This window comes from Syntrophorhabdus sp., from assembly GCA_012719415.1.
GTDB lineage: Bacteria > Desulfobacterota > Syntrophorhabdia > Syntrophorhabdales > Syntrophorhabdaceae > Delta-02.
The window spans coordinates 1-11,439 of the sequence record JAAYAK010000263.1 but is presented as its reverse complement, the minus strand read 5'-3'; the positions used below and the strand labels follow the sequence as shown (position 1 = coordinate 11,439).

The 11,439-nt window shown below is 59.4% G+C and carries 13 protein-coding genes; 2 read left to right on the top strand and 11 right to left on the bottom strand.

Going from position 1 to position 11,439, the window contains the following annotated elements:
* The 3 genes from alr to GXX82_15540 all read right to left on the bottom strand — a co-directional run.
* Positions 1–1,124 (bottom strand): alanine racemase (gene alr / locus GXX82_15550; protein ID NLT24456.1); only part of this gene is annotated, 1,124 nt, incomplete at its 3' end.
* Between the two features lie 12 nt (positions 1,125–1,136).
* Positions 1,137–2,441, bottom strand: a complete 1,305-nt coding sequence (hemL, locus tag GXX82_15545; GenBank protein NLT24455.1) for a glutamate-1-semialdehyde 2,1-aminomutase — start codon at positions 2,439–2,441, stop codon at positions 1,137–1,139.
* Complete coding sequence (locus GXX82_15540) at positions 2,438–2,890, bottom strand: Lrp/AsnC family transcriptional regulator (GenBank protein NLT24454.1); 453 nt, start codon at positions 2,888–2,890, stop codon at positions 2,438–2,440. Before GXX82_15540 ends, hemL begins: the two co-directional genes overlap by 4 nt.
* 170 nt (positions 2,891–3,060) lie before the next feature.
* Here GXX82_15540 and GXX82_15535 point away from each other — a divergent pair, with 170 nt between their 5' ends.
* Complete coding sequence (locus tag GXX82_15535) at positions 3,061–4,224, top strand: LL-diaminopimelate aminotransferase (GenBank protein ID NLT24453.1); 1,164 nt, start codon at positions 3,061–3,063, stop codon at positions 4,222–4,224.
* A 22-nt stretch (positions 4,225–4,246) separates the two neighbouring features.
* On the opposite strand, the gene GXX82_15530 is transcribed toward GXX82_15535, so the two are convergent.
* The 8 genes from GXX82_15530 to thiE all read right to left on the bottom strand — a co-directional run bounded on the left by GXX82_15530 (position 4,247) and on the right by thiE (position 10,965).
* Complete coding sequence (locus GXX82_15530; protein ID NLT24452.1) at positions 4,247–5,623, bottom strand: TldD/PmbA family protein; 1,377 nt, start codon at positions 5,621–5,623, stop codon at positions 4,247–4,249.
* A complete protein-coding gene (locus GXX82_15525) occupies positions 5,613–5,840 on the bottom strand; it encodes a DUF4911 domain-containing protein (GenBank protein ID NLT24451.1) in 228 nt (75 codons plus the stop codon). Before GXX82_15525 ends, GXX82_15530 begins: the two co-directional genes overlap by 11 nt.
* A gap of 30 nt (positions 5,841–5,870) precedes the next feature.
* A complete protein-coding gene (locus tag GXX82_15520) occupies positions 5,871–6,875 on the bottom strand; it encodes a 2-hydroxyacyl-CoA dehydratase (protein NLT24450.1) in 1,005 nt (334 codons plus the stop codon).
* Positions 6,876–7,020: 145 nt separating this feature from the next.
* A complete protein-coding gene (locus tag GXX82_15515; protein NLT24449.1) occupies positions 7,021–8,166 on the bottom strand; it encodes an AAA family ATPase in 1,146 nt (381 codons plus the stop codon).
* A gap of 185 nt (positions 8,167–8,351) precedes the next feature.
* Positions 8,352–9,407, bottom strand: coding sequence for a 2-iminoacetate synthase ThiH (gene thiH, locus GXX82_15510; protein NLT24448.1), 1,056 nt, complete (start codon positions 9,405–9,407; stop codon positions 8,352–8,354).
* Entirely contained in the window at positions 9,397–10,173 is a 777-nt protein-coding gene (locus GXX82_15505) for a thiazole synthase (protein ID NLT24447.1), read from the bottom strand. Before GXX82_15505 ends, thiH begins: the two co-directional genes overlap by 11 nt.
* A gap of 1 nt (position 10,174) precedes the next feature.
* Positions 10,175–10,375, bottom strand: coding sequence for a sulfur carrier protein ThiS (gene thiS, locus GXX82_15500; GenBank protein ID NLT24446.1), 201 nt, complete (start codon positions 10,373–10,375; stop codon positions 10,175–10,177).
* Positions 10,372–10,965, bottom strand: a complete 594-nt coding sequence (gene thiE, locus GXX82_15495) for a thiamine phosphate synthase (GenBank protein NLT24445.1) — start codon at positions 10,963–10,965, stop codon at positions 10,372–10,374. Before thiE ends, thiS begins: the two co-directional genes overlap by 4 nt.
* A gap of 191 nt (positions 10,966–11,156) precedes the next feature.
* On the opposite strand from thiE, the gene GXX82_15490 reads away from it, so the two are divergent.
* A partial coding sequence (locus tag GXX82_15490; protein ID NLT24444.1) for a Fe-S cluster assembly protein NifU occupies positions 11,157–11,439 on the top strand: 283 nt, incomplete at its 3' end.

Below are 11,439 nucleotides of genomic sequence, written 5' to 3'. Positions count from 1 at the left end.
TAGATGTATACCCGTTTGATCCTTCTCGATATCTTGCAGAGTATTTCGTAGGGGATGGTTCCGGCCAGTTCGGCCATTTCGTTGGCGGAAATGCGTGTTCCGCCGATGCCGCCTTCGCCGAGGAGGACCGCCTCGTCGCCGCTTTCGACACCGTCAAGACCCGTCACGTCTGCGAGGGTCCAGTCCATACACACCCTGCCGACGATGTTGCATTCCCTGTTCTTGATGAGGACCCGTCCCTTGTTCGACAGGGACCGGGGGTATCCGTCGGAGTAGCCAACGGGTATGTATGCTATCCTCGTGTCCCGGGGTGTCTGGTAGGTCCTCCCGTAGCTCAAGGGGACCCCGGCCGGAAACTCCCTGCAGAAGGCGATGCGGGCCACGACCTTCATGACCTGCCTCAAGGGGAGGGCCTCCTCAAGGGAACGCGACGGATGGGAACCATAGAGGCTTATCCCCGCACGCACGAGGGAGAAATGGGCCTCGGGATAGGTGACGATGGCGCCGCTCGAGCTCATGTGCACGTATGCCGGGTCGAGGCCCGCCGCCCTCACGGTGTCCACCACTTTCGCGAAGGTCCTCACCTGGGAGAGCCCGTACTCGTCATGCACCTCCGGCGACGGGAAGTGTGTCATGACACCTTCCGTCTTGAGTCCCGGAGCGTCCGCGAGGATGGCGGCGACCCTCGGCGCCTCCGCCGGTTTAAAACCGAGCCGCCCCATGCCTGTATCGAACTTCACGTGCACCTTGACCGGCCGCGCGAATTCCTTCGAGAGGGCGGCCAGCCTTCCGAGGAGGGCGTCATCGTAGACGACCGGGGTAAGATCGTAGCGCACGACGGGCTCGATCTCCTCCCAGGAGAAAACGCCGCTCATGATGAGAAGGGGCGTCGCGATCCCCCCCTTCCTGAGGTCCACGCCTTCATCGACCGTTGCCACCCCCAGGTAGTCGATGCCGATGGACTCGAGCCTCTTCGATACCTCAAGGGCCCCGTGCCCGTAGGCATCCGCCTTGACGACGCCGAGAAGCCCGGTGCCGGGGTTCAGGCGCTGCCTGATGGACCGGCAATTTTCCTCGAGGGCCCCAAGGTCGATATAAGCGACCGCCCTCGGAGAACTCAACATCGAAAGCCTCCTTTATTTCTGCCGCGCGGAACCGATATCGCGGAACACCTTTTCGCATGCCGCGACGGTTCGTTCGATCTCTGCCTGACCCAGCGTCAGCGTGACGAAGGACGCCTCGAACTGACTGGGAGCGAAAAAGACACCCTCATCGAGCATGGCCTTGAAGAACCGCTCGTAGAGGTTCCTGTCCGACGCGGCCGCGCTGTCGTAGTCCGTCACGGGGGCTTCGGAGAAAAAACCCGTGAACATGCCTGTCGTGGAATTCACGCGGTAGGGAATCCCATACCTGCCGGCGATGGATACCATCGCATTCGACAGGGTCCGCCCCGCGCTCTCCAACCGGGGATAGACCTCACCCGAGGCAGATCTAAGTCCCCTGAGCACATGCAGGCCGGCCCGCACGGCAACGGGGTTCCCCGACAGGGTACCGGCCTGGTACACGTCACCCAAAGGTGCCAGACGCTCCATTATGTGTCTCTTCCCGCCGAAGGCCCCTATGGGGAAGCCTCCCCCGATTATCTTGCCGAGACAGGTGATGTCGGGGTCGATGCCGTAGATGTGCTGGGCGCCGCCGAAGGCCACGCGGAAACCGGATATGACCTCGTCGAAGATGAGAAGAACACCGCGTTTTCTGCACAGGGACTCGAGATCCTTGAGGAAGCCCTCCCCGGGAAGGATGACGCCCATGTTCCCCATGATGGGCTCCACGATGACGCAGGCAATGTCGTCATTGCCCTCCATGACGTGCTCCACCGTTTCGATCCTGTTGAAGTCGGCCACATAGGTATGCTTCGCCAGGTCCGCGGGCACCCCGGCGCTGTCGGGGATGCCGAAGGTGGCAAGTCCCGAGCCGGCCTTGACGAGGAGGCTGTCCACGTGCCCGTGATAGCAGCCGCGGAACTTGATGACGCCGTTCTTGCCCGTGTATCCACGGGCGAGCCTCAGGGCGCTCATCGTCGCTTCCGTGCCGGATGTCGTCAGGCGCAGAAGATCTATGGAAGGGAAGGCCTCCGTGATGAGACGCGCGAGCTCCAACTCGTAGGGATGACAGGCCCCGTAGCTCGTTCCTTCTTCAAGCGCCTCGGTGACGGCGGCGATCAGCCCCTCATCGGCATGGCCAAGGATGATGGCTCCCCAGGAGGCCACGTAATCGATAAAAGCATTCCCGTCGACGTCATAGAGGCGCGAGCCTTTCGCCCTCTTCACGAAGAAGGGTCTGTCGTGAACGGACATGAAAGCCCTTACGGGGCTGTTCACGCCGCCGGGTATGAGCCTTCCCGCCTCCTCACAGTATTCGTCCGATCTGGTCTTTATCATTTCCTCACCGCGAAGGATGTCTTCTTGAACTCTCTCACGCTGAAAAGCATCCGGTAATCTCCTATACCCGATCGGGACGCCATCTTTCCGACGATGGCCAGGCACTCTTCCCTTGTCCTGCCGTGCACCATGGTGTAGAGATTGTAGTCCCAGTATCCGCCGGTGTCACGCTCATAGCAGTGGCTCACCTCGTCAAAATCCGCCATGACGGCGCCGACCTTCTCCACCTCACCCTCGGGGACGCGCCACACGACCATGGCGTTGCCTTCATAAGAAACGGAACGGTGGGCGACCATGGCGGCTATCCTCCGGATGATACCGGCTCTCTTCAACGCCGCAAGCTCATCTATGAGGGCCGCTCCCGACATCCCCATTTCTCTCGCCATCTCGTCGTACGGCTTTTCGGACAAGGGAAAATCGGCGGGCAGCGCTTCCAGGACCTTTTTCATGTGGTTCTATTCTTACACATCGGGAAAAACGTTTTCAAACAAATTCGGAGCCAAAAAAGACTTTACATTGCACCCGCTAACATGTTGTAACTAACCAATCCGGCACTGCCGGCGCGAGCCTGCATCAAGGCGCTGAACGCGTTGAAACGATTCCTGAAGGAGCCTGTAAGATGGTAAAACCCGCATCGAGAGTGGAACAGATCCCGCCCTATCTTTTCGCCAGGATAGACAAGAAGAAGGCGGAGGTCAGACAGAAGGGAATGGACCTTGTCGATTTCGGGATAGGCGACCCTGATATCCCTACTCCGGGCAATATAATCAGCAGAATGCTCGAGGCAACGCGGGACCCGCAGAACCACCGCTATCCCAGCTATGAAGGAATGCTGGAGTTCCGCCAGGCGGCGGCCTCATGGTACAAGAGAAGGTTCAATGTGGACCTCGACGCCGCGACGGAAGTGGTGACCCTCATCGGCTCCAAGGAAGGCATCGCCCACATACCCTGGGCGTATGCACAGGAAGGCGATGTTGTCCTTGTCCCTTCCCCCGGATACCCCGTCTACAAGATAGCGACCATGTTCTGCGGAGCAACGCCCCACATCATGCCCCTTAAGGAAGAGAACGGGTTCCTCCCCCGCTACGAGGACATCCCCGAGGAGATCCTGAAGAAAGCGAAGCTTCTCTTCATCAACTACCCGAACAACCCCACCGGGGCCTGCGCCGACGACGCCTTCTTCGAGAAGACGCTGGAGCTCGCGAAACGGTACGACATCCTCGTCTGCCACGACGCCGCGTACAGCGAGATCGCCTACGACGGCTACAGGCCGAAGAGCATCCTCGAATTCGACAGGGAAAAGAAGCATTGCCTCGAGTTCCATTCCCTCTCCAAGACCTATTGCATGACCGGCTGGAGGATCGGCTTCGCCGTGGGCTGCGCCGACGGCATATACAATCTCGGCAAGCTGAAGACCAACATCGACTCCGGCGCCTTTCAGGCCATACAGCACGCCGGCATCGAAGCGCTCACGGGCAGCCAGGCGTCCGTTGCCGAGCTCAACAGCAGGCTCGAAAAACGGCGCGACATGGTGGTGGAAGCCTTCAAGACGCTTGGCATCGATGTCAGGAAACCCAAAGCCACCTACTACATCTGGGCACGGGTGCCGAAGGGATATACCTCTTCCGATTTCTGCGAGAAACTCATTGAGGAAACGGGCATCGTCGTCACCCCGGGCAGCGGTTTCGGCGAAGAAGGCGAAGGCTACTTCCGCATCTCCATCACGATCGCCGAAGACAAGATAGCCGAAGCGGCGAAAAGGCTGAGGTCGTTCAGGATCTGAACGACCGGCGGGTCTTTCATCTCTACCCGCCGCGGCCCCCGACGATGATCCCCGGTATCCTCAGCGTGGGCTGCGCGTCGGCCACGGGGACGCCCTGACCGTCCTTGCCGCAGGTGCCGATCCCGAACCCCAGGTCCGTACCCACCATGTCGATGTCCTTGAGGACCTTGAGTCCGTTCCCCATCATCGTCGCGTTCTTTATCATCGGCCCCACCGTGCCTCTCTCGATCATATATCCTTCGGATATCTCGAAGACAAAGTCTCCGCGCACGGTATCCACCTGTCCGCCCCCCATCTTGACGACAAGGATGCCGTCATCCACGGAGGCCAGGATCTCTCCGGGGTCATCGCTTCCCGGAAGGATCATGGTGTTGCTCATCCTCGGGATGGGTCTGAAACGGTAGGACTCGCGCCTGCCGTTGCCCGTGGACGTCATGGAGTGTTTCATGGCATGAAAGCGATCGAAGAGGTAATTTTTGAGGACACCTTTTTCAACGAGGACCGTCCTTTCCGATGGAAAGCCTTCATCGTCGAAGGCATAGGTCCCCCGCATGTGGGGGAGCGTGGCGTCGTCGACGACGCTCACGAGCGGCGACGCTATGCCGGCGCCGAGAAGCCCCTTGTAGCAGGAAAGGCCTTCCATGGCAAGGTCGGCCTCCAGACCATGTCCGACAGCCTCGTGGATCATCGTGCCGCCCGCCTCGGAGGCGAGGACGACGGTCTTCATCCCCATGGGCGCCTCGCGGGCCGCGAGAAGTCCCTGAAGGCGCCTCACGGTCTTTCGCGCGAGCCCTTCCATGAGTTCGTCGGTGAAGAATTCGAAGCCATGGAAGCCACCCACCGCCTCATAAGATGTCTGCATCTCCGAGCCGTCCCTCCCGACGAGGAGCACCGTGAGGACAACCTGCACACGGCTGTCATTCTTCATTCCTTCGGCAGTGGTCGCGATCCTCACGTTCTGGCGGGTATCGCGGTACATGACACGGATCTGGGTGATGCGGGACTCCATCTTGCGGGCCATGGACTCGAAATTCCTGACGAGGGAAAGCTTCTCCTCAACAGGAACGCCCCCGGGGTCTTTGCTTATGGAAAAGGGATATGCCGCGGCCCGTTCGCCCCCGGCGATCGCGGCCGTTCCCGAGCGGTCTGACCCATAGCGGGAAAGCTCCCCGGCAAGATCGACGAGATGGCCTTCATCGAAAGAGTTCGTGGAGGCGTAGTAGCTCTTCCAGGGCGTAATTACCCTGAGACCCACCCCCGCGTCCTCGCCCTTCTCGAGTTTCTCCACCCTGCCCGATTCGAGCTGGATGAGGGTGTAGACACGCTCATCGGTATATATGTCGGCATAGACACCGGAATGCTCCATGAGTGTCTCGAGCACCCTTTTTTCATTGAACATCGGGAACCTCCCTGAAGGTGATACCGTAGTTTGTCATATCGGCCATTATGCCGCGAACATCGTCCTCAAAAGCGGATGAATAAATGAGTTCGATGAGCCCCCGGTCCCCGTCGATCACGGAGAAGATGGCAACGTCCTCGTAAGATTCAAGGACGGCCTTGAAAAAACCGATGCCGCCGCGGTTGACGAGAAACCGTTTTGTTCTTTCCTCGATCATGATGGGCTGCCCCCCGGCATCATGACCTCATCAGCGGCGCATTCCTTCGAGCATTTCCACGAACGCTTCGATGCGCATCTTCGTTCTCGTGTCGAGCGGCCTCGGCAAATCTCCCTCGATGGTGAGAATGGGAACGGAAATGGTCTCGCGGAGGATGACGTCCTCGATGGCCCTAAAACAGAAGGCCTGCACGTAATGGATGATACCCTGAATCCCCCGCCGCGCTATCTCATCGCCTATGTCCTTCAGACGCGCGAATATCCCGTAGGGGTATGTGTAGAGAAGGTATCTCTCGACGATGTCCTTCGCCTCATAAGGAAGGGCGAACTGCCGCTGTGTCTCGTTGTAGACGACCTGCCCCCCCACGCTTTCTATGAAATCGTAGAGGTCGGTGACGATCGGGGGCACACCCATGTATCCGAGAGGTATCCCCTGGAGGCTCTCCCTCTTTCGCGCCTTCAGGATGAACTCATCCGCCGCCTTGCCGTATTCCTCCATGTTGCCGAGCATGTCCGAGGAGCCGACGAGCCAGAGATGGTTCTCCGCCCCCGTCACGTTGCGTTCGCTCCACGTCATGGTATCGATCTCCGAAAGCTTCTCCCTCACGCCGGCGATCTGCAATTCCACGTCACCGAGGGACTCCTCGTCAACGGACAGCTCTTTGCCCAGTTTCTCTATCTCTCGTGCAAGCACTTCCCTGTCGCGGTCGTAGGGAAAGGAAAAGGGTATCGTCCGTATGCCCCGGTAGCGAAGGATCTCCGCGAGAGCCTGCGTGTTGCTGCAATCGCCTTCCATGACGGTGATGACACCGGTCATCTCGCGTTCCATAATGACCCCGTAGATGCCTTTGACCCAGTTGCACATGCTCTTCGGGAAACCGTCGCGCTCCGCGCGCTCGATGAAGCGCCCCGGGTCGGGGTCCGTGACGAAGATGTTGTTCAGGTCGCAGGGCTCATATCCCGCGGCGAAAATGATTTCCACGGGGATCGTGGTGGTGAAGCCGATGACCCCCTTCGATGCCGGTGATGCTGTCATGCTCTTAAAGGTACTATGTTTTGCCGCGCCCTTGCAACCGTTTCAGCAGGGAGGGTTTGTCCGGACACCATTTTTGTGTTCTTTATATAGCCTATGATATCCTCCTTGAACGTTTTCGTAGTCATTATATAAGCCTAATAAGTCTTCAGGCGGGCTTACTGCTCTTTCGCCGGGCGAGCGTCCTGTCGGCATAACGCAGATCATCGGTCACCCTTTTCCCGATGGTCACGAAGGGTGGCATGGAGGCGGCCATCCCTGTCTCCCGGGTGGGAGACTCCGCAAGGAGCATGGTGAGTCCCTCATGCCTCCCCCTGTACCTGTCCAGTTCGAAGTACTGGTTGTTCCAGAGGAAACATATGCGCTCCCTGGAGAGGACCTCCGTCTTCGGGTCCATAAGGCGGGCGAGGCTCTGGTACTCCTGCTCGGGGATGAGTTCCTCCTCTTCCACCGGAAGACCGCGGGTACCCGCATGCCTCGTCCTTGCGAGGAAGTGGAAGTAGGCCCCCTCCTGCCCCCTCCTGCGTACCCTCGTTACCTCTCTCTTGTCCTTCGAGCGAAGGTACACCTGCTCCATATCGATCCTCTGATGAGCCGGAAGAGCGGCGAGATCGACGTGGCTGACAAGGTATTTCTCCCCCGTGGGAGGTACGTCGGGTATCCCGAGAAACCGGGCTATTGCCGAATACGCCCTTTTTATCTTCCCTTCGAAATCACTGCTGTTGTCGATGATCTTGAAACGGGGGTGGCCGAGCCAGCTTTCCTTGGTCCTTACATCTATACGGAGCGCTTCTTCGGGTGTCTCGAGGCGTGCCGAGTTGTTCTCTCCCGTGTAATACTCGGCGGCGCCGTCCGCCGCCGTGACGAGATGGATCACCCCGTCGTACCGATGACGGATCGCGGCCCGTGTCAGACCCTTCTTCTTCAGGATGCTGTTGAAGACATCGTCGGTGAGAAAGGCCCTGATGTCCATGATGCCCCTGTCGAGGAGTATGACCTTCCTGCGCTCGGGAAATATCCTCGATACGGCCTGTTTGTAGGTGTCCTCGAAAGACATCTGCATGTCGAAGATGGCCTCCTCGAAGACCACTATCTGGCCCGGTTTGTCCATTTTGCGCCTGTCGATGCCATTGCCCGTGATGAGTGTCGCCGTCTCGGGGACCACGAAGACCATGAATCCGTGGTCGGAAAGCTTCTCCGTAAGATAGGCGAGCGACGAGCTCTTCCCCGAACAGGGCCCTCCCGTGAGAACGATCATGCTCACAGGCTGCAACAGGCGGGAACTAACAGGCACACCAGCTCCTTACAGGGAGGAATGTTCTTGTTGCAGCGGGCGGCCCGGACTCGATCCGCAACGCAACTGCTCTTCCACCCCGATCACTTTTTCTGGATTCCGGCCTTCGCCGGAATGACGAAGAACGCTTTCCTGCACTGCAACGCTCAAGCGGTTTGAACGGTTCAAGCGGCTCAAGCTGTTTGCTAGCTGTTTACTATGTTTCTCCAGTCCGTCACGACGGGGTCGAAGCCCTTTGACCTGAGCATGGCCTTGACCTCGTCGAAGCTCCGGGGATCGAAGACCTCGAACTGGCCATCCTCGTATTTGTTCTCCCCTTCGAGGTATCCCCCCACGCGCGTGGACGAACCGGCCGACATCTTCGTGACGCCGAACTCTATTATCCGGTCCCTGAACTGAGGAAGCTCCCTGGTGGAGATGCTGATCCCCACGCGGGGGAAGAAAAGCCGGGCGGAGCACATGATCTTCAGCATGTCCCTGTCGGACACCTCCTGGTACCGGTGAATATCGTCGGCCACGCGCCTTAAGCGAGGAAAGGCAAGGCCGAACTCGACACCGGGATACTTCCTTTCAAGGCTGCGGACGTGCTCGAAAAGCGCGATGACGTCCCTGCGCCAGTCCGTGAGGCCGAGGAGAGCCCCCATCGATATGTGCCTGATCCCGGCTCGGGCTATTCGATCCGGGGCTGTGATCCGGTAATCATAGACCTTCTTGGGACCCGCGAGATGAAGTTCATCGTAGCGCGCCCGGTCGTACGTCTCCTGGTACAGCGTCACTCCGTCCACCCCGGCAAGGTAGAGCTCACTGTATTCCTCTTCGTCGAGAGGATAGACCTCGAGGGCGACATAGGAGAAATAGCGCGCCGCGATCCTGACGGCATCACGAATGTACTGGGGAGAAGAGTGGAAACGGGATTCACCCGTCAGGATGAGGACACTGCGGTTCCCCGTGGCGGCGAGTGCCGCGCACTCTTTGTCTATCTGCTCCATGGTGAGCTTGCTCCGCGGCATGCTCTTCTGAGAGGCATGGAAACCGCAGTAGACACACTCGTTCTCGCAATAGTTCGCTATATACAGGGGGGCATAGAGACTGATCGTACGGCCGAACTGGCGCCTCGTCAGCTCGCGCGCCGCATGGGCCATTTCCTCGAGGAGTCCCCTGTCGTCCACCGAGAATATGCGGCGGATATCATCGATCGTCAGGTGAAGGAGGTCTATCCCGCTGAGGCTCTTACTCATCATAGAGGAACCCCGTCAGCGGCGAAGAAGCGGCCGCTTCCCTTCTCTCCTTTCCCATCTTTGCCAGGTACGCCATTCTGCCCGCCTCGACGCCTCGCGCGAAAGCGGCGGCCATGAGCGGCGGGTCCTCTGCGTCGGCAACGGCCGTGTTGGCGAGCACCGCGTCGGCCCCCATCTCCATTGCCTCGGCGGCGTGCGACGGACGCCCAATGCCCGCGTCGACGACTATGGGAACCTCGATGATCTCCTCGATGAGCACCTCTATCAGGGTCCGCATCTTCAGCCCCTGGTTCGATCCGATGAGGGAGCCGAGGGGCATGACGGCGGCCGCCCCCGCGTCAACGAGCGCTTTCGCCACGTAAAGGTCGGGATGCATGTAGGGCAGCACGACGAAGCCTTCTCCCGAAAGTGTCTTCGTCGCCTTTATCGTCTCCTGGTTGTCGGGCAACAGGTACCGGCTGTCGCTTATGACCTCGATCTTTATCCAGTCCCCGTATCCGGCCTCCCGTGCTATGTGAGCGATGCGCACGGCCTCGGCCGCGTTGCGCGCGCCCGACGTGTTGACCATGATCGTGGTGCCCCCAGGGATGAAGGAGAGGATGCTCTCATCCGTCTCGTCGAGGTCGATCCGGCGAAGCGCCACCGTTACGAGTTCCGAGCCGGAACTCGCGATGGCCTTGCGCATGGCCTCCTTGTCGCCGAACTTGCCCGTGCCCAGAAAGAAACGGCTCCCGAACTCCCTTCCGCCCACGATCAGTTTGTCATCCATATCACCCTCCTCCCACGAAGGACACCAGTTCAACCCGGTCACCCTCAGAAAGGACGGTCAGAGACCATCGGTCGCTCTTCACGACTCCATCATTGAGGACAAGGATCACCCTGCCGGGGTCCGCCTTGCCGGAATGGACAAGCCTGTGGAGGTCCATACCTTCGACGATCTCCACCGTCTTGCCGTTGACTGTTATCTTCATTTCACTGCCTTCTTTATTCTCTTCAGCAATTCCACCGCATCCGACGAGGCCCTGACGACGCCTATCGTCTTCGCACCGGCGGCCAGCACACCGTCGATGTTGGAAAGATCGATGCCCCCGATGGCGACGGCGGGGATGTCGAGATGCTCCGCCGCCTCCCTCACATAGCCAAGCCCCACCGGGGCCCTGCCAGGCTTCGTGGGAGTGGCGTAGACCGGCCCTGTCGATATGTAATCGGCGCCGTCCCTGACAGCCTGTCTTCCCTGCTCAAGATTGTGCGTCGTCTTGCCGACGATCATCCCCTCACCGACGATGGCGCGGGCTTCCAGGGTGGACATGTCCTGGCCCACATGGACCCCGTCCGCCCCGACCTTCACGGCCAGGGCCGGGTCGTCGTTGAGAATGAATACGAAAGGCCGGACCTTCCTGTATTCCACAAGCTCCCGGGCCTTTTCGAGGACCGTCGCGTCGTCGCCCGTCTTGTCCCGGAGCTGGACGATGGCGGCACCGTCATCAACCGCCTTCTTCAACTCGCTGACGGACGATGAGATGACGTAAAGGTCGTTGCTGAATGGTTTTCTTCTCGTCATCGCTGCTATTAAATTACATCAAAATCGATGACAAGTCCAAGGTTCTGTGCAGGCCCGGCCGGAACGCATGAGGACACCTGAAAACCCCCCTCTTTGCAAGGAGGAACAAAAGAGGTAGAATAGAATATGCGCGTGCCCCGCGAGATAAGAGCGGCCCGCCTCACCAGAAACCGGGAAGAAAGGAGCAAGCCATGTGGGAATACACAGACAAGGTCAGGGAGCATTTTCTCAATCCGAGGAACGCGGGCGAGATCGAGGACCCGGACGGTGTTGCCGAAGTGGGTTCGATAGCGTGCGGCGACGCTCTCAAGCTCAGCTTCAAGCTCGATGAGAACAAACGGATCGCTGACGCGAAGTTCAAGACCTTCGGCTGCGCGAGCGCCATCGCCTCCGCGTCCGCTCTGACGGAGATACTCAAGGGAAAGACCATCGAGGAAGCAATGAAGATAACCAACCAGGACATCGCCGACTACC

Bases quoted from the DNA above. Each gene is read 5' to 3' on its own strand.
- GXX82_15520 (NLT24450.1), bottom strand. From the start codon at position 6,875: ATGACAGCATCACCGGCATCGAAGGGGGTCATCGGCTTCACCACCACG.
- GXX82_15540 (NLT24454.1), bottom strand. From the start codon at position 2,890: ATGAAAAAGGTCCTGGAAGCGCTGCCCGCCGATTTTCCCTTGTCCGAA.
- GXX82_15505 (NLT24447.1), bottom strand. From the start codon at position 10,173: ATGGATGACAAACTGATCGTGGGCGGAAGGGAGTTCGGGAGCCGTTTC.
- thiE (NLT24445.1), bottom strand. From the start codon at position 10,965: ATGACGAGAAGAAAACCATTCAGCAACGACCTTTACGTCATCTCATCG.
- GXX82_15525 (NLT24451.1), bottom strand. From the start codon at position 5,840: ATGATCGAGGAAAGAACAAAACGGTTTCTCGTCAACCGCGGCGGCATC.
- thiH (NLT24448.1), bottom strand. From the start codon at position 9,407: ATGATGAGTAAGAGCCTCAGCGGGATAGACCTCCTTCACCTGACGATC.
- hemL (NLT24455.1), bottom strand. From the start codon at position 2,441: ATGATAAAGACCAGATCGGACGAATACTGTGAGGAGGCGGGAAGGCTC.
- GXX82_15530 (NLT24452.1), bottom strand. From the start codon at position 5,623: ATGTTCAATGAAAAAAGGGTGCTCGAGACACTCATGGAGCATTCCGGT.
- thiS (NLT24446.1), bottom strand. From the start codon at position 10,375: ATGAAGATAACAGTCAACGGCAAGACGGTGGAGATCGTCGAAGGTATG.
- GXX82_15535 (NLT24453.1), top strand. From the start codon at position 3,061: ATGGTAAAACCCGCATCGAGAGTGGAACAGATCCCGCCCTATCTTTTC.